16 protein-coding genes and 1 pseudogene are annotated in these 23493 nt (G+C 45.7%); 6 read left to right on the forward strand and 11 right to left on the reverse strand.

Annotated features, from left to right (window positions below):
* The first annotated feature begins 256 nt into the window (after positions 1-256).
* The 4 genes from AHMF7616_RS18705 (at position 257) to AHMF7616_RS18720 (ending at position 4473) form a co-directional block, all read left to right on the forward strand.
* Positions 257-1003 carry an EboA domain-containing protein gene (locus AHMF7616_RS18705; protein ID WP_115374266.1) on the forward strand — a complete coding sequence of 249 codons (747 nt, stop codon included), beginning with the start codon at positions 257-259 and terminating at the stop codon, positions 1001-1003.
* Between the two features lie 283 nt (positions 1004-1286).
* Positions 1287-2222, forward strand: coding sequence for a TatD family hydrolase (locus AHMF7616_RS18710; protein ID WP_115374267.1), 936 nt, complete (start codon positions 1287-1289; stop codon positions 2220-2222).
* Between the two features lie 15 nt (positions 2223-2237).
* Positions 2238-3158, forward strand: a complete 921-nt coding sequence (eboC, locus tag AHMF7616_RS18715) for a UbiA-like protein EboC (RefSeq protein ID WP_115374268.1) — start codon at positions 2238-2240, stop codon at positions 3156-3158.
* A 232-nt stretch (positions 3159-3390) separates the two neighbouring features.
* Positions 3391-4473, forward strand: a complete 1083-nt coding sequence (locus tag AHMF7616_RS18720) for a 3-dehydroquinate synthase (protein ID WP_394335786.1) — start codon at positions 3391-3393, stop codon at positions 4471-4473.
* Positions 4474-4574: 101 nt separating this feature from the next.
* On the opposite strand, the gene AHMF7616_RS18725 is transcribed toward AHMF7616_RS18720, so the two are convergent.
* The 6 genes from AHMF7616_RS18725 to AHMF7616_RS18750 form a co-directional block, all read right to left on the reverse strand.
* Complete coding sequence (locus AHMF7616_RS18725) at positions 4575-5471, reverse strand: hypothetical protein (RefSeq protein ID WP_115374269.1); 897 nt, start codon at positions 5469-5471, stop codon at positions 4575-4577.
* A 30-nt stretch (positions 5472-5501) separates the two neighbouring features.
* The gene (locus AHMF7616_RS18730; protein ID WP_115374270.1) at positions 5502-5855 is read right to left on the reverse strand and encodes an L-rhamnose mutarotase; all 354 of its coding nucleotides are present in this window, start codon (positions 5853-5855) and stop codon (positions 5502-5504) included.
* A gap of 26 nt (positions 5856-5881) precedes the next feature.
* The gene (locus tag AHMF7616_RS18735; RefSeq protein WP_115374271.1) at positions 5882-6700 is read right to left on the reverse strand and encodes a sugar phosphate isomerase/epimerase family protein; all 819 of its coding nucleotides are present in this window, start codon (positions 6698-6700) and stop codon (positions 5882-5884) included.
* A 105-nt stretch (positions 6701-6805) separates the two neighbouring features.
* Positions 6806-7825: a zinc-binding alcohol dehydrogenase family protein gene (locus AHMF7616_RS18740; RefSeq protein WP_115374272.1), complete on the reverse strand. Its 1020-nt coding sequence runs from the start codon at positions 7823-7825 to the stop codon at positions 6806-6808.
* A 15-nt stretch (positions 7826-7840) separates the two neighbouring features.
* Complete coding sequence (locus AHMF7616_RS18745) at positions 7841-8782, reverse strand: aldo/keto reductase (RefSeq protein WP_115374273.1); 942 nt, start codon at positions 8780-8782, stop codon at positions 7841-7843.
* A gap of 255 nt (positions 8783-9037) precedes the next feature.
* Positions 9038-9913 carry an AraC family transcriptional regulator gene (locus AHMF7616_RS18750; protein WP_115374274.1) on the reverse strand — a complete coding sequence of 292 codons (876 nt, stop codon included), beginning with the start codon at positions 9911-9913 and terminating at the stop codon, positions 9038-9040.
* 804 nt (positions 9914-10717) lie between these two features.
* Between AHMF7616_RS18750 and AHMF7616_RS18755 the strand changes: the two genes are divergently transcribed.
* Entirely contained in the window at positions 10718-11734 is a 1017-nt protein-coding gene (locus AHMF7616_RS18755) for a zinc-binding alcohol dehydrogenase family protein (protein ID WP_115374275.1), read from the forward strand.
* 243 nt (positions 11735-11977) lie between these two features.
* Entirely contained in the window at positions 11978-12313 is a 336-nt protein-coding gene (locus AHMF7616_RS18760; protein ID WP_115374276.1) for an L-rhamnose mutarotase, read from the forward strand.
* Positions 12314-12882: 569 nt separating this feature from the next.
* Here the strand turns inward: AHMF7616_RS18760 and AHMF7616_RS18765 are convergent.
* The 5 genes and pseudogenes from AHMF7616_RS18765 to AHMF7616_RS18785 form a co-directional block, all read right to left on the reverse strand.
* Positions 12883-13740, reverse strand: coding sequence for a sugar phosphate isomerase/epimerase family protein (locus AHMF7616_RS18765; protein ID WP_115374277.1), 858 nt, complete (start codon positions 13738-13740; stop codon positions 12883-12885).
* 153 nt (positions 13741-13893) lie between these two features.
* Positions 13894-14781 carry a ThuA domain-containing protein gene (locus tag AHMF7616_RS18770; RefSeq protein ID WP_233507645.1) on the reverse strand — a complete coding sequence of 296 codons (888 nt, stop codon included), beginning with the start codon at positions 14779-14781 and terminating at the stop codon, positions 13894-13896.
* 424 nt (positions 14782-15205) lie between these two features.
* A complete protein-coding gene (locus tag AHMF7616_RS18775) occupies positions 15206-18388 on the reverse strand; it encodes a PVC-type heme-binding CxxCH protein (protein ID WP_115374278.1) in 3183 nt (1060 codons plus the stop codon).
* A 215-nt stretch (positions 18389-18603) separates the two neighbouring features.
* Positions 18604-20112 carry a RagB/SusD family nutrient uptake outer membrane protein gene (locus AHMF7616_RS18780; RefSeq protein ID WP_115374279.1) on the reverse strand — a complete coding sequence of 503 codons (1509 nt, stop codon included), beginning with the start codon at positions 20110-20112 and terminating at the stop codon, positions 18604-18606.
* Between the two features lie 25 nt (positions 20113-20137).
* Positions 20138-23226 (reverse strand): annotated as a pseudogene (locus AHMF7616_RS18785) (SusC/RagA family TonB-linked outer membrane protein).
* Positions 23227-23493 lie beyond the last annotated feature (267 nt).

Consider the following 23493-nt stretch of genomic DNA (forward strand, 5'->3'; position numbering starts at 1 on the left):
GTAAATATTGTTACATTTGACGTGCTAAAGCAAATAAGCAGCACCTTTTGGGTAATAAAATGCGTAAGCTTTTATCATCGAAAAGCTGCTTTCACTTAAACCTGTTCTTTTCTGATATGCCAACAGCTGACCAAGAATCTGTAAAAAACTTTTTAACGGAACTTCTTACCCGCGCCACCACGCCCCCAGGAATTACCTGGCTCGAAAAACAATTAGCCGAAGCGCGAACCGAAAGCAAATTTTTCAGGCTTTTAGTATGGCTCCCCGGTTTGTCGGGAAAAAGAAATTGGAAATTACCGAAACGGACCTCGCGGCGGCGCAAGCTTTACGCCCAGGTTTTAACCCGACAGGCTGGACCGCCGACCAAACGGCCCGCACTTTATTAGCTTTGTCGTTGCCGCACCAATCGCCGGAAGAGTATGTAAAAACCCTGGATAAATTGTTTGCTACCGCCGACGTAAACGAACTAGTGGCTTTGTACGCGGCTTTACCCGTTCTACCGTATCCGGAAAAACTCATCCCGCGCCTCGCCGAAGGCGTGCGTACGAACATGACTTTGGTGTTTGAAGCCGTTGCCTTACAAAATCCGTATCCGCACGATTATTTGCCCGAAGAAGCCTGGAACCAGTTAGTCTTAAAATCGATCTTTACCAGCCGGTCGTTGTACCGGATCTACGGTTTAGAAAATCGCCGAAATTTGAAATTAACCCAAATGCTGTCGGATTTTGCGCACGAGCGCTGGGCCGCCGGCCGTACTTTAAGCCCGGAAGTTTGGCGCAACGTGGGTCCGTTCGTAGACGCCGCTATCTGGCCCGATATTCAAAAGTTATTTACCCAACCCAACGATACAGAACAACAAGCCGCCGCTTTGGTATGCGCCGAAAGCAATTACCCGGCAGCGAAAACCATGCTCGACACCGTGCCGGATTTAAAAGCGAAGATTGCCAGCGGCGAACTTACCTGGGATACCATCGGCGAAGCCGTAGCTGCGCAAACCGTTTAAATAGTTGTTAGTTGCTCGTTTTTCGTTATTAGTTATTCCATAAGATTTAGAAGCATCCCGGAAACAGTAAATTATGTTTATTTATTTCTGCTGGCGTACTGCATTTTTAAAATTTTGAGGAAGAATCCTAATTAGGTTATTCCGAAAAAGTACTTAAATAAAATAGATTTAAGTAACGACGCGAGATAAAATAATTGATAATTCAGGTTTTATTATCCGCATAACCAACAACTAAAACGACCAACTACTTATACTCATTCATCATCTTTATAAACGAAATAAAATGAATACTACCAGTCCTTTCCCGTTGATTGACCCCCACGTACACATGACTTCCCGGACCACTGACGATTATGAAGCCATGCGCCGGGCCGGTATTGTCGCGCTTATTGAACCTGCTTTCTGGATGGGACAACCGCGCACCGAAGCCGGCACCTTTAAAGATTATTACAGCCACCTGATTGGTTTCGAGCGTTTCCGGTCGAGTCAGTTTGGTATTAAACATTACTGCACCATTGGTTTAAATTCTAAAGAAGCGAATAACGAAGCTTTAGCCGAACAGGTAATGGAACTGCTGCCCTTGTACGTAGCCAAAGAAGGCGTAGTAGGCGTGGGCGAAATTGGCTACGACGACCAAACCGCTGCCGAAGATAAATACTACCGCTTACAGCTCGAAATAGCCAAAGAAGTAAACCTGCCGGTACAAATCCATACGCCGCACCGCGACAAGAAAAAAGGCACCCTGCGCAGCATGGAAGTAGCCCTGGAACACGGCCTAGACCCCGGCATGGTAATCGTGGATCATAACAACGAAGAAACCGTGAAGGACGTGCTGGACCGGGGCTTTTGGGCCGCGTTTACCATTTATCCGCATACCAAAATGGGCAACGAGCGCATGGTAGAAATTGTAAAACAATACGGCCCCGAAAGAGTCATGATTAACTCGGCTGCCGACTGGGGCATCAGCGATCCGTTGGCCGTGCCTAAAACCGTAGCCTTAATGCTGGAACGTGGGATACCCGAAGAGCAGGTGCAGTTGGTAAGTTACGGTAACGCCTTAGCTGCCTTTGGCCAAAGCGGACAAATGCCGGAAAGCGACTGGCTCGAAGCCCAACCTATTGATCAAAGTCAGAAATTTTCGGGCAGTTCTATTTTACGCGGTGGCCAAACGCCCCGCATTGATGAAGCTAACACCCCTACTTCTAATATCATCCGCTAAACTTAACGCTTGCTTATGAACCGCATTTTTGCGCATCTGGTGCTTATGCGCCCGGCTAACATTGTTACGGCCATTGCCGATATTATGGCGGGTTTTGCCGCGGCCGGCGCCGTACGCTTGATTCAGCAAGAAGTTGGTTCGGCTTACGGCTCTTTGTACCACCCGCTCGCTTCGGACTTAGGCTGGCTGGTTTTATCTACCATTGGTTTATACGGTGGCGGCGTGGTATTTAACGATGTATTTGATGCGGAGTTAGATAAAGTAGAGCGCCCGGAACGACCCATTCCTAGCGGTGCCGCCACCAAGGCCAGTGCTGCTACTTTAGGTGCTTTATTACTGTTACTGGGTATTGGAGCAGCATTTGTGGTATCTACCACCAGCGGTGTTATTGCCGCAGTGGTGGCGGGCTTAGCCTTATTGTACGATGCCTGGGGGAAACACCAGGGGTTTCTCGGGCCGATTAACATGGGCGCTTGCCGGGGTGGCAATTTACTTCTGGGTATGAGTGCCGTTACTTCCAGCCTGGAGCATTATTGGTACCTGGCCTTTATCCCGATTGTGTACATTGCCAACATTACGGTTATTAGCCGCGGCGAAGTACACGGCGGCAGCCGGCCTATTTTACAGGCTGCCGTGGCCTTATACGTGCTGGTATTTTTAAGTATTGGTGCTCTCTCATTTCTACCCCATTTTTCTTTACTAACCGCCTTGCCTTTTGCTTTGCTTTTTGCTTACTTGATATTGCTGCCTTTGTTAAAAGCCGTAAAAACCTTGCAACCCCAAGAAATACGCTTGGCGGTAAAAGCCGGGGTATTATCTTTAATTATCATGGATGCCACCCTGGCGGCGGGTTTTGCGGGTTGGTTGTACGGGCTGGCAGTATTATTGCTTTTTCCGGTATCGCGGTTTATGGCCAAACAATTTGCGGTTACCTAGCCCATAAGTCAGGTACCGCTTGTTAACAGATTAAATTATAATTAAAAAACGTTTCGTACAAAACCACTTTTTTATTTTTAATTTTGTTATCTGTACAATAATAGGCCGTGATAAAAGCGGCAATTTTTTAAATCTTATTCATGCAGATATACCCGATCCAGCAGACATTTCAGGTAACGTATCATTATACCGTACACTTTACCGAAAACTTATTTTCTATCCGGAATTCTTTATTACGCGATGTAATAGCCAGCGGCGGCGAAGGAACCCGGAAAGTTTTTTTTGTGGTAGACCATCACGTAGCCGAAGCGCTGCCGGCTTTAACCGCCGATATCAAAAATATACCACGCATTATGCCGATACTTTACAACTTGCCGCTGATTCTTTGATTATTCCGGGAGGCGAACAATGCAAAAATGACCCCGCGTACGTGGATCAGGTGATTGATGTGATTAACGAAAAAGGCATCGACCGGCATTCGTACGTACTGGCCATTGGCGGCGGCGCTTTGTTAGATATGGTGGGGTATGCTTGTGGGATAGCGCACCGGGGTATCCGCCACATTCGCATTCCTACTACCGTTTTATCGCAAGACGATTCGGGCGTGGGTGTAAAAAACAGCATTAACGCCTACGGTAAAAAGAATTTTCTGGGCACCTTTACGCCCCCCTTTGCCGTAATCAACGACTTCCATTTTCTGCGTACCTTAACGCACCGCGAATGGCGGGCCGGTATTGCCGAAGCCATTAAGGTAGCGCTCATTAAGGATGCCGATTTTTTTAAATTTTTGCAGGAAAACACGCAGAAACTGGCCGAACGCGATATGGCCGCCATGCAGTACCTCATTCACCGGTGCGCCGAAATGCACGTGCAGCACATTGCCAGCGGCGACCCCTTCGAGAAAGGTTCTTCGCGGCCTTTGGATTTTGGGCACTGGTCGGCGCACAAAATGGAGCAGCTCAGCAATTACCGCATTCGCCACGGCGAAGCGGTAGCCATGGGTATTGCTTTGGATTCCACGTACTCCTATTTAAAAGGCATGCTTACCGAGGAAGAACTAAAACAAATTCTGGAAGTAATTACCGGCGTTGGTTTTGAGTTATTTGCCCCCGAAATGCTTTCGCACCTGGAAGACGATACGCACCCGCAAAGTTTACTGCGCGGTTTACAGGAATTCCGCGAACACTTGGGTGGTCAGTTAACCATTATGCTGTTGGCTAAAATAGGCCATGGCGTAGAAGTACACGAGATTGATAACGAGATTATGATTGCCGCCATCGAGCAACTCCGCCACCACGCGGAAGCTACTGTGTAGATAAATTTTTAAAAATTTACCCGAGCTGGTTAAAACTTATCTGGAAACAGGTGGTTTAACCAGCTTTTTTATTTTGTTCTGAAATTTGATAACCAGTAGCATTACCTATCTTTCATGTAATCGTCATAAACTTCTTTATTACTGTAGTATAAACTATTGTTTTTGGGGTTCTTTTTAAGTTTTTCCACAAAATCTTTTTCAAAGTAGTTTTCAATATCTTTTGGTTTTAGCATCTCCAACTTATCTATATTTTCTTGGTCGAACCCAAAGAACAAAGCTCCAGTTACGCTACATGCAACTATGCTATCAAGCTTTATAGTCGTTCGACCAGATTGGCTTTCCAGAATACTGGAAAGTGCTCTAATATCTGCCCGAAATTCAGGTATGTAAAAATGCAAGTAGAAGAGCGAATCATGTAAGCTTTTTGATAATGTGTCGCTGCTAAATGTGGGGTTCATCCGATTGAACAATTCTTCTTTATTAAACTCCAATACAAATGCTTGATCTACGTCAGCCTGAATGTTTACGCCCTTCTTAGGTAAAGTAGTGGCACAAAATGAAAAAACTGAAATAAATGCCAGTAAGTTAACTGTAATACTTTGCTGGTTTATTCCTTTATAAATTTTAGAGTTAAAATAATTAAAAGAAAGAGGAAGTATAATAAGCGTTAAAAGGTCAGAATAATCAATTGTCCGATAAAATTCAATTCCGATATTATTCCAAAAATTAAAAAGTGGTTGAGAAACAGGTAATTTCCAGAAGGTGAACAGAATTCCTGTTAGAAGGTATATTAATAGGTTAAAGCGGGGAAGTAGTGCAGAGAAGAAATACGGAAAAATAAAAAGGCCGGCAATATCAGAAAGCTTACCAGTTATTTCATTTGCAAACTCGTATTTAGCATAGAAATCATTTACCAACAAAGTTCCTAGTCCAATTAAGAAAAGAGGATCCTTTACTTTCCCAAGTTGTGTCGTGCTGTTAACTTTATCCGTAATCACAGTAATTTTGAAGACGCTAAATTTTTAAATTTACTCCGTCTTTTTCGCCCCAGACTGAAAAATCTGATCCATTAAAATCCACTTATCGCCTGCTTTGGCCCAGGGCAAGGGCACTTGGTATTTCCACATGAGTTGTTCCCAGTCCTGCACTTTAGGCACTGTAGCATCTAACGCGGCCTTTTTCTCGAAGGTAAAATCATCGTCGGTGTCCATAATCATAAACATGCGGGTACCGGTCCGGTATATTTGTAGATTAGTAATGCCGGCATCCCGGTCATTTTGGGTTACTTCGGGCCAATCGTTGCCGGGGCTGTGATAGTTTTCGTACTCCTGGATTAATTCCGGATCATCTACTAAGTCTAAAGCAAAGCAAAATCGCTGCATAATTTGGGGTGGGCTTGAATACCTTACTAATTTTTAAAAAATTTGTGGAATGCCTTTATAGTTTGCTGGGCTGCTTCGTCCGGATTAGGCCAGGGCAAAGCTTCGGCGGATACATACCCGTTGTAATTTATTTCTTGCAAAGTTTTAGCAATTTCGGCAACTGCTGTATGCCCCAAGCCAACTGGTCGACGGTTACTATCGGCAAAGTGAATGTGGCCAATAGAAGATTCGTTCTGCCGGATGCTTTCCGTTAAAGAACTTTCCTCGATGTTCATGTGAAACAAATCGGCTAATAATTTTACGTTCCGGGTTTTCAAAGAATTTAAAAATTCGGCACCATCGCTCAAGCTATTCAGTAAATTCGTCTCGTAGCGGTTCAAAGGCTCGTAAATTAAGGGAACTTCTCGGGCTACCGCTGCTTCGCCCAGAAAATTTAATCCTTCTGCCAGCCACTCCATCGCCTGCTCGCGCTCCACTCCGGCTACTATGTTGCCTTGCATCGAGCCGATAATGGCAAGAGCCTGAAACTGGGCACCAAAAGCAATCATATCCGCGATAAAAGTAGTGGCTTGTTGCCGGATAGCCGGATCAGGATCAGTTAAAGTGAAGCCTTGAATAACTTTACCCGCTCCCGTACCCACGGCTGCTAATTTAAGTCCGGATTGCTCCAACAAAGTAGTTAATGTGGCTGGATCTATAGCATCCGCAGAAGCCGTAAAAAGCTCAATTCCTTCAAACCCCAACTGAGCAGCTTTAGTTATACTGGTTTCCAGATTTTCCCAATAAATCCAAGGACCAGTTTTTATCTGGGGCACCAAGGCAATGGTTACACAAGATTTTATCATGTATTTTTAGTTAGAGCGAGTTGGAACTAGTTTATTTTAATTTTTGCTTCTGGTAGTCCACTCTAGAAACTTAGTCTCGTATCTCCAATCAAAATACGGGTGTTTTTACCTTTCAAAATCTACCATTATTTTAGTAATAGGGCCCGGATTATCCGACCAGGCCGCCAAGGCAGCACCAGCCTCGTCGATTGTTACTACTTTTGAAATAACCGCATCTACCGGAAATTTGCCAGATTCCAGGTAGCTGATTACTTCCGGAAATTCGCCGAGGCAATTACGGGAACCCAAAATTTCAATTTCTTTACGTACAAAAATGCCCGTGTTAAATTCGACGGGCTTTTTAGCGTAACCGATGCAAACTACTCGGCCGGTGTAGGCTACTTCTTCTACCGCGGCCCGGTACGTTTGCGGACTGCCCACGGCTTCAATAATAACATCCGGCCCGTCGCCATCGGTAATATCGGCTAAAGCTTGGTGCAGGTCTACTTTGGTGGTGTTAATGGTGTGCGCCACGCCAATCTTTTGGGCAATTTCCATTTTAGAATCGGCGATATCAATGGCAATTACTCTGGCGCCGCGGTTCACGGAGGCGGCTAATGCTCCCAGGCCCACAATGCCGCAACCAATTACGGCCACTGTATCTTTTTCAGAAACCCGACCCCGAGCCGCCGCGTGAAAGCCTACCGTGAGCGGTTCCACCAGAGCCAGTTCCCGGAGCGATAATTTATCGGAAGCGAATAAATTTTTCCAATGAATGCTGATGTAGTCGGTCATGGCGCCGGGCCGGCGCACGCCCATGGTTTTATTATCCTGACAGGCATTCGGGCGGCCTTTCCGGCAGGATATGCAAGTGCCGCAGTTTAAATACGGGTAGACCGTTACCCGCATGCCGGGCTTAAACTCCGCTGGCACCGCGCTACCCACTTGTTCAATGGTAGCGCCCACTTCGTGACCCAGAATATTGGGATATTCCTGCAATTCAAATAAGCCCCGGAAGCCATTTAAATCGCCGCCGCAAAAACCTACCATGCCGATGCGTAACAAAACTTCGTCAGGATTGGGTATCATAGGCTCTACTGTCCGTACTTCGGTTTTCCCGGGTTCCATTAAAAATAAAGCTTTCATAAGCGGTTCATTCGTTTATTTTTTAGGAATATTATTTTCTGGTCGGCCTTCATACCACATCTGGTTTTTAACCGGAGCTACCATTTTTAAAATTTTTTCTAGCAAGTCGGCCGGTATTTGTAAATCTAAGGCCTTTAGATTTTGCTGTACCTGCCTTGTTTCCGACATGCCCACGATAGTAGTAGCAATAGCCAGATGATCAACGGCGTATTTAATAGCTACATCACTTAGATTTACGCCATAGCTTGCGCACAATTGTAGGAGTTTGGGTTGCACGTCTTTGACAGCCTGCGGCGAGCGGTGCCAATCGGGCAAAGGCGCATCCGAAAGAATTCGTTGCATTAAAGGCGCTGCATTCATTAAACCAAAGCCTTTCTCTTGAGACAGCGGCACTAGTTCGTCGTTAATTTCATCGGCAAGCAAGTTGTAATGCGCCCACGAAAGCATCGTATCCAGTTCCACTTGCCGGGCAATTTCGGCGAGGTAACGCACTGGTAAACCCGTAATACCTATAAAGCGGGCTTTGCCCATTTTTTTAATTTTTTGAACGGCCGGGATGGCTTCTTGCAATAGCTGCTGCTTATCTACAAACTCAATATCGTGGAGCTGCAAAACATCTACGTAATCAGTTTTTAACCTTGCCAGCGATTCATCAATGCTTTTCAGAATCCGGTTATACGAAAAATTAAAATCCTGTAAACCATAGCGACCGCATTTAGTGGCCAGCAAAATCTCTTGGCGTTTTCCGGCTAAGGCTCTACCTAACCGTTCCTCGGCCAGTGTTAAACCATAAAAAGGAGAAACATCAAAAAAATTAATGCCGTTGGCAATGGCGTAATGCACGGCTCTTACACCTTCTTTTTCGTCGGCTACATCAAACACGTTACCTAAAGGCGATGCGCCAAAGCCCAGAACCGATACCTCTAAACCCGTTTTACCTAATGTACGATGTTCCATTTTTCTTGTAGCGCGTTATTCTAGGTTATTAAAATAAATCTTCTTTACATTTTTTAGGGCAAATTCCCGAATCCTGCTTAAGTTTAAAAATTTAAAAATCGGGCATACAAATTTAAAAAACTGCTTGCCTACTCCTCCAATTTCTTATTTTTTACCAAGTACTTTTATTTAAAATTTTGCCGCCGCGAACCAGTATAATGTTCTGGCTGGCTTCTAACGTAAATTCTTTTTATTACGCATTCATCAAGAATCAGATTAAACTTTGCCCAGTCGGTGTTGTTTCTGGTAGCTCTGGGGCGTACTGCCGGTAATGAGCTTGAAGTTCTTATGAAAACAGGTAAAGTTGTTAAACCCACTTTCATAACATAAATGCTTTACACTGTAGCGGTCCTCGATTAATAACTTACAGGCGTAGCCTACCCGCAACTCCAACAGAAACTGCGAGTATGTTTTCCCGGTTTTGGTTTTAAAATAACGACAAAACGAGTTTGGTGCCAGACCCGCTATTCCGGCTACTTCTTCTAAGTAAATCTTGCCCTTGAAATGCTTAAAGGTATAATCGTAAATGGCATTAATCCGCTCACTCTCTAACTCCGACAAGCTTCCCTGAAAACCCATCGAAGAAAGTAGCGTAAACTCCTGGGTTTCGGCAATTACCAGCAAGCACTCCATTAAGCCCATGATGCGCACCGGACCTTCGGCCAGCAAGATTCGCTGAATCAATTTGCCCACTTGCTCCACCGCTTGCCCCGTTATCAGAATGCCACGTTTGGCCTTCTCCAACACCATCTTCAAGGGCAGATTCTCGGGCAAGTTTAAGAAAACCTCGCCCCAGAAGTGCTCGCCAAAGTGCACCACCGTGGAGAAGGCACTCGTGGGCGTTTGCTCCTGAAAATACACGTCATCGTAGCGCCAGTAATGGGGCAGGTTGGCGCCCACCAGAACAATGTCGTTGGCTTTAAACCGCTTGATATTATCGCCCACAAACTGGGTACCGCTGCCTTTATGAAAATGAATGAGCTCTACCTCGGCGTGGTAGTGCCAGCAGTTGTTAATGTAGGGCACCTTGTCTTGGCGCACACTAAAAGAATACGCCGGACCAGGAGACACTTTGAGTAATTGCGGTTTCATAGGTTTTAAATATGCCTAAAAAAATCAACAGCTCCGCTCCAGTGGTTAAAATAGCTTAATACTACGTTAAGAAATGCCGCGCAATTCTTTGCTGATTACTTTTTCTTTGATCTTAGCCAAGCGTAGTTTAAAGAGCTTTTATCGTCTTATTCACTTTTTGCTTTCTTTTACTTATCAGCATTTATATTATAAAACAACCGCTTGGCAATTATCCTGATTACTTCTTTGTTCTGCTGGTGGAGTTTTGCGCTTAATATTAACCCTATCCTGATTCTAAATTTAAAAAAAAGCCCGTTAGCCTGGTAATAATTGCCAACAGTATGACTATTAAAAATAACCCACCCAATTTAATTGCTTTTTATGTAAAAATTATAGACGTAACAAGGGCAAAGAATTAATTCACCGGTAGTTTTATGCAGGCTTTTTAATTAACACGGAGTATTTTGATTGTAAATCAGGTTAAACCGGCTACCGAAGAAAATAAAGTTATCTTTAAATGGCGCGACGCTTTTTTGTTTTGTGCCAGGTGTTTAATATACTGCCCGCGGCGGCCTGCGTTCAGTTTGGACTGAACGCCCCGGGCGTAGTTAGCATTGCCCTAAATACCACTAGCTCCAAACGGACGAAAGAAAATGTACCTATGATCCAATGCCCTGGTACCAGCCGGGTTCTGGCGAGCCATGAAAGCATAAAAGCTTGTTCGAACGGATTATACTTTTTGGCCCGAAGAATAAGCAAACTACCAATTAGTAAAAACAGAGAAAGGCAAACAGAATTGAGCAAGCCTTAAAAGTTAAACAGAATATGAAAACACTTGTGTGTACTTCTCCCGGTCGGTTTGAATACAGCCAGGGAGTAAAGCCATTATTAACCCAAGGAAACGCTATTATTAAAATAAAACGTATTGGTATTTGCGGTACCGATTTGCATGCTTACGAAGGAACCCAGCCGTATTTTGAATACCCCCGGATTTTAGGGCACGAGCTGGCCGGTGAACTGGTAGAAACCGATGCCGCGGAAGGGTTTAGAGTAGGAGAAGCTGTTACCTTTATTCCGTATTTTAACTGTGGCATCTGCATTGCCTGCCGCAACGGCAAGCCTAATTGCTGCACTTCTATGAAAGTATGCGGCGTACACGCGCACGGAGGCATGGTGGAGTATTTATCGGTACCTTCTTCCTCGCTCATTCACGGCGAGGGCTTAAGTTTTGATGAACTGGCTTTAATAGAACCTCTGGCCGTGGGAGCGCATGGAGTGCGGCGAGCCGCCGTACAACCTACCGAACTGGTATTGGTAATAGGTGCTGGGCCCATTGGGTTGGGGACGATGGAATTTGCCCGCCTGGCCGGCGGAAATGTTATTGCTCTGGATATAAACGAAGAACGGCTGCAATTTTGCCGGGATAAGCTGCAAATCCCTTATACGGTAAACGCCCTGTCCGCTAACGTAACCGAACAACTCGCCCAAATAACCAACGGCGATATGCCTACGGTAGTAATAGATGCCACCGGTAATCAGAAAGCCATAAACAATGCTTTTCAGTACCTGGCGCACGGAGCCCGATACGTGCTTATTGGTCTGCAAAAAGGAGATATTGTATTCAGCCATCCGGAATTTCATAAACGCGAAGCTACTTTAATGAGCAGCCGCAATGCTACCCGCCAGGATTTTGAACAAGTAGTGGCAGCCGTGAAAAATGGTTCAGTAGACCCCACCAAGTACATTACGCACCGTGTATTATTTAACCAAGTGAAAAGCGAGTTTGAAAGCTGGCTTGATCCGGCTACCGGAGTAGTAAAAGCAGTAATTGAAATGGAATAAACTACCTATTGCTCAAAAGTAGCTAAACGTTAATTTCAATAAAATTAAATGTAACAGATGAACCAGATAAAAACGTACACGCTGTTTTTTTTAAGTTTCTTACTAAGAGTTAGCCCCACCGTTGCCCAGCAATATTTTTAATTATAGTACCAGCAACCCGCCAAAATTTGGTAAAGATTGGCCAAAAATTTAAAAATTTAAGACTCAGACCTTATTTATTGCCTTAAAAATAAAAGATACGTTTTGAAAAGATATTGTTTAGCCCTTGACCTGCACGATAACCCTGAGCTGGTTGCGCAATACGAGCATTGGCATAAACCCGAAAACTTTCGGCCGGAAATAAAACAAAGCATCCTGGAAGCCGGCATCACCAACATGGAAATCTACCGTTTTGGTACCCGTCTGTTCATGATTATGGATACGGATGATAATTTCAGTTTCGAACGAAAAGCAGCGATGGATGCTGCTAATCCCCAAGTACAGGATTGGGAAAACTTTGTCTGGCAGTTTCAAAAACCCGTTCCGGGGGCAAAAGCAGGCGAAAAATGGACTTTAATGGATAACATTTTTAAGTTGTGATACTTTTGCAGATTGCGGAAAGGTAAAATTTTAAAAAATCAGTAATCAGGTAGCCACTTTCAAGTAAAGTGGCTTTTTCTTTTTTAGTGGATTCTTCGATGCAACTTATTCTCCCCCTACCCTTTCCAAAGGGGGACTTTTTGCTTAAAAGTATCGTGGAGGTACTAAAGAGGGCTATTACTATTTAAAACTTTTCTACTGCGTAGCGAAATAGGTTCCTCCTGAATGACACCGTAGATGGTTTTAATGACAATTTTTAAAATTTTCCCTGCCTGCTATGCAACAGATAGCATTAGCTCGGTGCAAAGAATGACGCTAAACTGTTCTGTTGTTCAGCGAGTTTTTAGCGTCTTGCGTTTTTTTGATTCTTTTTGTGTCAAGACAAAAAGAACAATTACTTCAGCCATAAAACAACTCCAATTAGCAATCAAAGCAAAAGCCGCTGCTATGCGAACGAGAATTTACTTTATAAATCGTAAGGCGTATTAGGCACGAAAGTAAATCTGCGCTATAGTAGAGCCGTTGTTATGATAAAGAGAATTTAGTCGAATTCAACCTAACTATTAAGTTTACCGATGCAACCCGTGCCTCTGACACATTTGCTGAATAAACGTTAAACCTTTTTCGGCAATATCCCAGGGTTTGGAAAACTCGCGCCATACGCCAATAGAATTGGCAAAGTCCGGATCGTTGCGGGAAAAAGCCTCGATGGTGAGTAAACCCTGGTAGTTTATGCCGGCTAAAGCCGCAAAAGCTTCGTCGAAGTTAATGTGGCCATCGCCGGGCGTGCCGCGGTCGTTTTCGCTGATATGCACGTGCACCAGATAAGGCGCAATGGTTTGAATAGCCTGGGTAAACTTTTTTTCTTCGATGTTGGCGTGGTGCGTATCAAACATGGCCCGAACGTTCGGATGATTTACTTGCTGCAGTAACCGGGTAAGCTGCTCCATGGTATTACATAAATAACACTCAAACCGGTTTAAAGCTTCTAAGCCAAAGGTTACACCCGCCGGAGCAGCGTACTCTCCGGCTGCATGTAATACTTCGGCACTCCAGCCGTATTCGGCATCTTCGGGAGCGTGCAAAGCAAATACCGCGTGTGCCGAATGCAACGGGCCACATAAAATTTTAGCTCCTAAATCATGGCTTCGGTCAATCACCCATTTCAGGCGATCCAGCGCCTTAGCCCGCGTCTCCGCCGAGTCGCTAATGGGGTTTTCAGCTTTACCCACCGTGGATACCGTACTTACTGCTAAACCCAGGTTGCGGCAATGCTCCCCCACCTGCTTATAAGCCGCGGCATCCGGCGAGCCTACGTAAAACTCGACGCTATCATAGCCGGTTTCTTTTAATCGGTCGATAACTGGCAAAATTTCATCCGACACAACGGCCGACCAGGCGAGCACATTAAATCCAATTTTGTTCATTTAGAAAGAGCAGTATTACTGGTAATAATTAAATAAATACCGGGGTAAAATGAAGGTAAACGAAATTTCTTAAAATTAGCTGATACTCCAGTTGCTATTGCTTCACGAGCAATTACCTACAAACAATTACAAGGCAAAAATTTAAAAATTTACTTATTTACTGGCTTGTATGCCGTGGTAAGGCGCATTAATGGCGATTTTGCCGGCCCATTTTTTAGGTACGGGCTTACCAGCAGCCCAATGAACGCCATTAATTACCAACCGTTGCACCGGCTCTAAGTCAAAATCTTCCGGGTGGCCCAAGGTGGTCATAAAAAATTTTCCGCCGAAAGAATTGGTGCCGGTCCAGGCTACCGGGTTATCTTGTGCTTCTTTATCCGGGTTAACCGCATGGCCCATTAATAACAACGTGGAGCCCTTGGCAGGATAATCGGGCAGTACACGGTATAACCAGGAGCGGGCGTGAAAGTTATTGCTGACACCGGTGAGAATCGGATTTTTAGCGGCTTCGGGAATTATACTGACATCGGTGCTGGATTCGTGTCCGTAGTGCGTGTGTTTGGCCTTACCGCCCCAGCCCGGAGGTGCATTAAACACCATTTCGCCAAAAGCATTCCATTTTTCGAGTTCGTGACCGGCCGGGTAGTTAAACGCGTGCGTGGTAGTCCGGAAACCAATTACGGGTTTACCGGATTTTAAATAAGCCTCAATGTGCTTAACCTGGTCGGCGGGTAAACGGCGCCAGCGTAAAAAAAACACGGCTACGTCGGCGTCTTTCAAAGCTTCTAAGCCCGGAATGTTTTCTTCGGAGTTATGATCCGGCGAAGCTTTGAGTACTTTGGTCCGGAACCCGTAATTTTTTTCCAGTTCGGTGGCAATAGCCGGCATGGTTAATTCGCCGCTGTACTCGTGGTCGCCGGTTACAAACACGATTAAAGGCTTTTTGGCGCTACTTTTACTTTGGGCACAAGCCACAAAGACCGATTGCAACAGAATGCTGAGAAAAAGAAACAGGTAATGCATTTTTTTTAAATTTTTCATAAACCGCTAGTAAGTGGTACAGTATATTTTGCAGGAAGTACTTTGTCAAATTTAATATTATGTAAACGTAAAAAGATTACATGAACTAGAAGTAAATCACTTTATCTATAGAGGTTATTCCGCAGGAAATTATTCACGTAGCTAAATAACTTCCTGCGTAAAAACAGCATCATTAAACTTTTTTGTTTAGGCCCCAAGTTTAAATTAGTGCTGTTTTAATTTTAATTTTGGGTTAGATTTAGCAAAGCATAATTAATACTCTCATATAAAGAGAGCTTGTAACTGCCGGAAGGCAGAGACTCTTCTTTATACATTAAAGCCTCGAGCTGCTTCGCTTAACAGTAGCGCTAGCTAATTTAACTGAAGCACTCGTTTACGGATAGTTTTTTTACCAGTCGAACAACGAGCAACGAATAACCAATGCTTACTGCGCGCCGTTTTCCAGCGGATATTGTTTCAGCAGATCATCCGGAGAATAGAAACCCGTTTTGGCTTTGGTGGAGGCTCGTACTACTTTCACTTTGTCCGGAGAAATAGCGGGTGCTTTATTACCAAAAGAGTTGCGCACGTAAGTAAGCACCGCCGCTACTTCTTCGTCCTTCAGCATCCCGCCAAAAGGAGTCATGGGTACTTGCCCGCCGTAATTCTGGCCCAGTACGTTAATAGGACCTTGCATGCCATTTAACACTACTTTAATTAAGCGTTCTTCGTTGCCGGTTACCCATTTGGTGCCAGCCAGCGGCGGAAAGCCGGAAGCCGAAAGACCATTACCATCGGGCTGATGACACGTAATGCAATATCCTTCCCGGGCATAAATGGCTTTGCCTTGCACAAATAACTCGCGTTCCTTGCCTTTTAAATCCGTTGTAATAGCAGCTTCTTTTTTCTCTTCTACTGATTTACCGTTTAAATGAGCCACCGCTGTTTCGTGGGCGTGTATCATCCAGTCATCCAGAGGCTTTTTAGCGGCTTCCGCCAGAATAGGCAAGCCTTTTTCTTTATCGAGCCACGATGCCGCCACAATTGCTTCCAGGCGCACCCGTCCATGTTCGTCGCGGGCCGCCTGCATTAATAAATCGGCTTGTTCCGGTACCTGATGACCGGTGTAACGCACCACGCGCGTAGCCGCTGCCCGCACATGATAATCTTTGGCCTGCAGCAATTGCTTTAATAAATTCTGATCTACTTTATTCATGCCCCAGCTTACCCATAAGCCTTCGAGTAAGTGGTGTTCGTATTTCGGATCGTTTTTATCCAGTTTGGCGGTCCAGGTATTCAGTTGCGACAGAACCTCAGCCGTTGGCCGACCGCGAAGTTCCCGGCGGGTACGGTAGCGGGTGCGGTATTCCGGTAATTTTAAATTTTCGAACAGCTCGCTAATGCTGGCTCCCGCTACTTTGGCTGGTTGCACCAATGGACGACCCGGATAGGTAATGCGGTAAATGCGGCCGTGTACGTGGTCGCGCAACGGGTCGCGGGCATTGTGCTGCATGTGCCCGATTAAGATGTTGTGCCAATCGGCTATGTACAAAGAACCGTCCGGGGCAAACTCCATATCTACGGGCCGGAAATTGCGGTCTTCGGATACCAATAGATCTTGCCGATGCTGGCTAATGTAGCCGGTTCCGTCGTCTTTTAAGGAGTGTTGCTTCGTGCCTAAAAAGCCGATGGTATTATTGATAATAATATCGCCCTGCGCATCATCCGGAAAGTGGCGGCTCGATATAAACTCTAGGCCGGAGGTAGGCCGCACCCGGTGCTTGTCTTCTATTAACTGCTTGGATTTGTGGGTAGACACCCCGTAACGTGGTTTCACGCTGCCGGGCATCATCCAGCGCACATCGGGGCTGGAAGTTTCGGCAAAGAAATTTTGGCCCCAATCATCGAAAGCAATCCCCCAGGGATTGGGAATTGCGAGTTGAGCGGTACGTTCCAGTTGCCGGCGCTGCGGATTATAACGGTAAAAACCGCCGTTGGTCGCCCGCACCGGTCCATACGACGTTTCGACGTTGGTGTGCAGGAAAACGCCTTCGCCCATGTAAATGGCGCCGGAAGGATCGAGCGTATAGGTATGGTGGGCGTGGTGCGTATCGTGGTCATCAAAACCGCTTAACAAGATTTCCCGGGTATCGGCTTTATCGTCGCCGTTGGTATCCCGGAACAGCATAAAATTAGTACCCTGCGAAATATAAACTCCTTCCGGAGCCAGCTCAAAACCAACCGGCAAATGCAAGCCATCGGCAAAAACCGTTTGTTTATCGGCTTTGCCATCGTTATTGGTATCTTCCAGAATAATAATTTTATCGTTGGGTTTCGCGTCGCCGGGCTTATAATGCGGGTACGTAGGCATGGTGGCCACCCACAGCCGGCCTTTGTTATCGAAGGTGATCTGGCAAGGGTTGGCTAAATCGGTAAACTCTTTCTCCGACGCAAACATTTCAATTTTGTAACCCGGCGCTACTTTTAACTTGTTTAAAGCATCTTGCCCGTACAAGTATTCCATGCTGCCGTTTTTCTCCGGGTTATAGTTCGTAGTTACAGGCGGCAAAACGGTAGTTTTCTGGTCAGCGGCGGCTACGTCCATTTTTTGGCCTTTTACGGCTTGCCAAATAGCCTGATCCCGGATATCCGTCATTTCGCGGATTTTCTTTAATTCAGCGGGGTAATTATCGGGTCCGAAAGGATTGTAGCGACGACCGTACACGTGCACGCCATTCGGGATTTTAAGATCGTTGTGCCACATCCAGTTTTTCTCCTGAACGGCCGCGTGTACTAAAGCCCGGTTTTTTTCATTTTTAACGGGCGTTTTACCAAAAACCTGGTCGGCTAATAATTTAGAAAATCGGGCGTACCCATTATCGGTCAGTTGCGAACCGTCGATGGTTAAAAACTCTTCAGTGGCATCGTACCAGCCTTTAGTAGGAGTAAAAGCATTTACGAAAAGTACTTTATTTTTGGCGGCTACTTCTTTCATTGCCTCGGTATACAGGCTTAGGTTGGCGTTTTCTTTTTTCCCGTTGGGCAAATCGTATTTACCCGAAAGATCTTCGAAGGCAATGGGAGAAACTAAGGCTAGTTGCGGCGCGGTTTTGCCATTGTACTTTTGCTTTAAAGTATGTTTTACAAAAGCGTCCAGCTCGGCTTTGTAATTTTCTAAACCTGGTTTACCTTCGAAGGATTCGTTATAACCAAAAAAGGCAATTATAATATCGGCTTTGTGGCGCGTAATCCATTCATCGGGGGTTTCGTAGTGGCCTTGGCTGTCAGAATAATTAGCTAATTCCGTTTGAAACTTTTCGGCCCCGGGGAAAGCCCAGGGCGATACCCGGCCAGAGTGCGGCCGAAAGCCGGGCGTATTGCCCCCGTCGCACATATTCCGGATATACAGCTGGTTATCGGGGTAGCGCAACTGCATTTCTGTTTCAAAATGCCCAAAGTTCAACATGCGGGAACCCAGGTTGTTGCCCACCAGAATAAGGTGCGAACCTTTGCTGAGTTTTAAGGGATTGGAAGTTGACTGGGTAAATTGCAGCGTTAAAAAAGCTATGATTACTAGTCCTAAACTAGTGAGGCCAACCGGTAAATTTCCTCGCTTACTACTTTTCATCGACGATCTTATATTGTAAAAATTTAAAAAATGACGTTGTGGGTGGCAGTTGCGGGAGCAAGCTGCTTTGTATAAAGGTATCGGGTTATATAAAACTAACTATCCTGACCTGTCCTGGCCCGTGCTTCTTCATTAATTATCCGATAAGAAACGTAAACGCGCTAGTTTCTTATCGGATAAGTGCGGTAATGAAACCTTTAATATAAGCTTAAAATTTAATAACCGGTGTTCTGACCCAGGTTTTTATTGTTCCGGACTTCGGCAGTTGGTAATGGAAATAACAATTCCCGATCTTTTAATACCGGTCCGTAGGAGAACTGGTGCCCTACGTAATCGTCGAAAGTTTTGGTTTTTACATTGAAGGCTTTGCGCAAACGCACCATATCGAACCAGGTTTTATTTTCGTAACTCAGCTCATGCCATTTTTCGCGCCAGATGGCCTCCCGGAATAGTTCCTTGCTTAATCCTTGCAGCTCCGGCAGTTCAGCTCTTCTTCTAATTAAATTAACCGCTTCGTAAGCTTCGGCAGTTGGCCCGGCTGCTTCATTGGCCGCTTCGGCATAAATTAACAAGACTTCGGCATACCGCATTAACATCCAGTTTAAGCCACTGTTGGTCGTTTCCAGCTGGGCTTTCGGGTCGAAATGCTTGTAAATAAAATGCCCGCCTAAATTAATACTACTATTTCTATCGCTGCTCAGGGTATACTCGGTGTAGTAAAACTCTTTTTCCCGGGTTCGTTTGTCGTTGGGTTCGTAGGTCTGCACAAAATCAGTATTGGCGTAAATGGCCCCGGTTTCGTCGGAGTAAGCCGAAATACCTTTGTTATAGGGTATAATGGAAGTTTGCCAGTTAGACGATATCAGAAAAGGCGCAAACTGCACCATAAAAATGTGTTCGCCGGTATTTTCGGTGGCTTCGTTGTGCAAATCGTTGTAAGAAGCAAACAAGCTATAGGCGTTGGACGAAATAACCTCCTGGGCTTTAGCGGCGGCTTTCTGGTAATATTCGGTGCCTTTTTGTAAAGGGTAGCCGGCCATAGTCAGGTACACGCTGGATAGTAAAGATTTTACGGCTCCGGTAGTTGCTTTTCCGGATTTATCAGTAACCGGCAGCCCGGCTGATTCGGCCACTGTTAAATCTTCGACAATTAAGTTGTATACTTCTTGTTCCGGCGCCCGCGACGGGTATAACGCTTCCGAATTTAAATCTACTGGTTCGGTAATTAAGGGAATAGGGCCAAAAATCCGCACCAGGTTATAATAGTAATAAGCCCGTAGAAATCGGGCCTCGCCCAGTAGCCGCTTTTTCTGGCTTTCGTCCATGGTTATACTGGGTATATTTTTAATAGCCAGATTGGCATTGGCAATACCCTTGTAGCTGCTGGTCCAGTAGGTACCGCCGTAGGAGTTGTCAGAATTGTTTACCAGGTTCCGGATATTAATGCTGTTCTGGGCCTGACCTAAATCGGTGTTGGCGAGCCCGGTAGCAAATTCCAGCATCATCCAGGGAGCGCCATTAAAGCCGCCGCCGGTAGTGGACCGTAAATCGGCGTAAATGGCGTTTACAATACTTTCGGCGTGCTTGGGTTGCGTAAAATAAGTATCCTGGGTGAAATTAGACTGGTCGGTCTCTTCCAGAAAATCATCACAACTGGTACTAAAAAGCAGTAAAGCAAGGCCTAAAAACGAATGGCGCGTATATTTTTTAAAATTTCTATTCATAACAAATGTTTTTAAACGGAATAAATTAAAAACCAAGATTAAGACCCACCATAAACACCCGGGGCTTGGGATAATCGTACAAGGCTAAGCCCTGGTCGAAGGTGCCGCCCGCGGTAGCTACTTCCGGATCGTACCCTTCGTACTTAGTAATCAAAAAGAAATTTTGTAGAGAGGCATACACCCGTAACCGGTTAATGCGTAGTTTTTCGGTTACGCCGGCGTTAAAATTATACCCCAGCAGCAAATTCCGGCCCCGGATAAAGTCAGCATCCTGCACCCGGTGGCTATCATCGAAGGTATCGTAGCCGGCGGGTATGGGGCGCCATTGGGCAATATCGGTGTTTTGGTTTTCGGGGGTCCAGGCGTTTAGTACGGTAGCAAAGCTGTTGGCTATACCCTGGCGGTCTTCGGCAGAGTGCTGACTGGCTAGGGAAACATCGTTGCCGTACATAAACTGCAAATCGAGCATTAAGTCGAAGTTTTTATACTTAAAGGTGTTGATGAAGGAGCCAAAACCATCCGGAATGCCTTTGCCGATAATTACCCGGTCGCGGTCGTTGATTTGGCCGTCGTTATTTACATCCTGGTACTTTACATCGCCAGGCAGTCGTAAATATTTAGTCGCCTGATCAGCTTCGGCGGTGCTCCAGGTTCCCTGACGTACATAGCCAAAGAAAGATCCTACGGGTTCACCTTCCCGGATAATGCCGCGTCCGGAGAATATATCATCGCCGCCCGTTAAGGCCAGTACTTTATTTTTATTGATGGAAATATTAAAGTTGGTGCTCCAGGTAAAACTGCCGGCGGTAATATTAACCGTGTTCAAGCCAAATTCAATACCTTTATTCTCCATGCTGCCCACGTTCCGGGTTACGGTGGTGTAGCCGCTGCTGGAAGGCACCGGGGCACTCAACAGCATATCGGTGGTTTTTTTGCGGTATACATCTACTTCCAGGGCTACCCGGTTGTTAAATAAACCTAGTTCCAGGCCGGCATCTATCTGGTGGGTTTTTTCCCATTGCAAATTAGGGTTAGCCAAGCGGCTGACGCCTACCCCAATGGAACGGGTACCATTTAAAATAATTTCGTAGTTGCCCATACCGGCTTCGGCCTGGTAAGCATTTATTTCGGAGTTACCCGTAACGCCATAACTGGTGCGTAATTTTAAATCCGAGATAACCGGCGTACCTTTCAGGAAACTTTCTTCGGATACCCGCCAGGCTAAAGCCGCCGAAGGAAAAAAGGCATACCGGTTCTCGGAGCCAAATTTAGAAGAGCCATCGGCCCGGCCGGTAAGCGTTACTAAATACTTTTCTTTAATGCTATAATTTACCCGCCCGAAATAAGAATTGAGGCCATACGCGCTGGCACTGGAAGTAGGGGCCACGGTAGTAGCGCCGGCACCTAAATTATTGTACTGGAAATAATCATCCTGGAAATTTTGCGACTGCGCCCGGGCCGTAAAAACATCCACGTGCTGCCACGACAAACCCAACAAGCCGGTAAGCGAATGATTAGCCGATATTCTTTTGTTGTAGGTCAGGTAATTTTCGAACTGCCAGGAATTGTGCCGCTGGTTTTGCACGTACGCTACCCCACCCTGATCTTTGGAGATATAGTTCAGCTCCCGGCCCCCGTGGTAATTAATGGCTTGGTTGATAATGTTAGTACCCAGTACGGTTCGCAGTTCTAAATCTTTGGTTATCTGGATACTGGTGTATATATTACCCAGCGTATTTTGCGTTTTGAGGATATACCGGCGTTCGGCTGCCACTTGTACCGGATGGTCGCCCCCTTCCATACCCGGATAATCGGCGTTACCGGCCCAGGTACCATCGGGGTATTTTATCGGAATAATAGGTAACGCTTCCAGTACCTGGCGCATGGCGGTAATTCCTCCTTCGCCTTGCAAATCCAGTTGTTTTTCCTGTTGGTCGTTATAAGCCAGTGAGCCACCTACTTTGAGCCAGGTTTTAATCTGGCTGTCGAACACAAAACGCCCGGAATACCGCTTCAACCACGATTCCCGCATCACCCCTTCTTCGTCGCGGTAGCCCAGGAAAGCGCCAAAGCTGGATTTATCGCTGCCGCCGGTAAACGATAACTGGTGGTTTTGCGTGAAAGCTTTCTGGGAAGCTTCTTTTTGCCAGTCGGTATCGTACAACGGATTGCCGTTAGCATCAAAAAGCAAAGGGTTGGTTCTTTTGGTTTTCGGGTCGACGTATTTGCCGGCGGCCCAGCCTTCCGGGTCAAACTTTCGGCATTCTGATAGGCCACGTCTTCTACATGTAAAAATTCGGCGGAGTTTAATAAATCAATTTTACGCGCCATGGTGCCCACGCTAAAGTAGGTATCGTAATTTACGCGGCCGCCGTCTTTGCTGCCCCGTTTGGTAGTTACCAGAATAACGCCGTTGGCGCCCCGGGCGCCGTAAATAGCCGTGGCCGACGCATCTTTCAGTACTTCAATAGAAGCAATATCGTTGGGGTTCATGTAATCAATCGGCGAGGTACCATTTCCTAAATTGGTAACATTTAAAATAACGCCATCCACTACGTAAAGCGGATTATTGGTAACACTTACCGAGGTATTTCCCCGAATCCGGATATTAGCCGCGCCGCCGGGCCGACCCGAGTTTACCGAAACGTTAGCGCCCGTTACGCGGCCAGCCAAAGCCTGGGTAAGATTGGCCGAAGGACGTTCTTCCAACGTTTCCGCTTTTACCGAGGCCACAGCGCCGGTTACATCCGATTTTTTCTGCGTACCGTAGCCCACCACAATTACTTCATCCAGCGCCTTGGTGTCGGAAGCTAAGGTAATGTTCAGCGTAGTGCGGTTGTTAATAGGAACTTCCTGCGTTAAATAGCCCACAAAAGAAGCAATAATGGTGTTGTTCCCGTTGGGCACATTCAAGGAAAAACTTCCGCCGGCATCAGTAGTGGTACCATTGGTGGTACCTTTTACCAGGATAGTAACGCCGGGTAAACCTTCGCCTTTTTCATCGGCCACTTTGCCGGTAAGCGTAGTAGACTGCGCCAGCGAAGTAGTAACCGCGAGTAAAACAAAAGGCAGCGTCAAAATAAACTTCAACTTTCTAAGTATTGGGTGTAGCATAGACGTAAATTTTAGGGGTAAAAACGCTTAAAAAAAACTGAACTCTACTTCATTACTTCTTATCTCTATTAAGTTTTGGTAGATCAACAATAAAATATTCTGGTGAATTAATAGAATATTTTAAATTTAAGTGTTAAAATAACCCTTACTATCCTGCTCTGTCCGGTACTGGAGTTTAATTTTTTAAAATTTTTAAATTTTGCCCAAACCTTTGCTCTCCTTCCAAAGGAATACTCCCGAGAAGGCTATCAACCTTAAAAGAACAAC

It is taken from the genome of Adhaeribacter pallidiroseus (assembly GCF_003340495.1).
Lineage (GTDB): Bacteria > Bacteroidota > Bacteroidia > Cytophagales > Hymenobacteraceae > Adhaeribacter > Adhaeribacter pallidiroseus.

Bases quoted from the DNA above. Each gene is read 5' to 3' on its own strand.
- AHMF7616_RS18705 (WP_115374266.1), top strand. From the start codon at position 257: ATGGCTCCCCGGTTTGTCGGGAAAAAGAAATTGGAAATTACCGAAACG.
- AHMF7616_RS18710 (WP_115374267.1), top strand. From the start codon at position 1,287: ATGAATACTACCAGTCCTTTCCCGTTGATTGACCCCCACGTACACATG.
- eboC (WP_115374268.1), top strand. From the start codon at position 2,238: ATGAACCGCATTTTTGCGCATCTGGTGCTTATGCGCCCGGCTAACATT.
- AHMF7616_RS18730 (WP_115374270.1), bottom strand. From the start codon at position 5,855: ATGCAGCGATTTTGCTTTGCTTTAGACTTAGTAGATGATCCGGAATTA.
- AHMF7616_RS18735 (WP_115374271.1), bottom strand. From the start codon at position 6,700: ATGATAAAATCTTGTGTAACCATTGCCTTGGTGCCCCAGATAAAAACT.
- AHMF7616_RS18740 (WP_115374272.1), bottom strand. From the start codon at position 7,825: ATGAAAGCTTTATTTTTAATGGAACCCGGGAAAACCGAAGTACGGACA.
- AHMF7616_RS18745 (WP_115374273.1), bottom strand. From the start codon at position 8,782: ATGGAACATCGTACATTAGGTAAAACGGGTTTAGAGGTATCGGTTCTG.
- AHMF7616_RS18750 (WP_115374274.1), bottom strand. From the start codon at position 9,913: ATGAAACCGCAATTACTCAAAGTGTCTCCTGGTCCGGCGTATTCTTTT.
- AHMF7616_RS18755 (WP_115374275.1), top strand. From the start codon at position 10,718: ATGAAAACACTTGTGTGTACTTCTCCCGGTCGGTTTGAATACAGCCAG.
- AHMF7616_RS18765 (WP_115374277.1), bottom strand. From the start codon at position 13,740: ATGAACAAAATTGGATTTAATGTGCTCGCCTGGTCGGCCGTTGTGTCG.
- AHMF7616_RS18770 (WP_233507645.1), bottom strand. From the start codon at position 14,781: ATGAAAAATTTAAAAAAAATGCATTACCTGTTTCTTTTTCTCAGCATT.
- AHMF7616_RS18775 (WP_115374278.1), bottom strand. From the start codon at position 18,388: ATGAAAAGTAGTAAGCGAGGAAATTTACCGGTTGGCCTCACTAGTTTA.
- AHMF7616_RS18780 (WP_115374279.1), bottom strand. From the start codon at position 20,112: ATGAATAGAAATTTTAAAAAATATACGCGCCATTCGTTTTTAGGCCTT.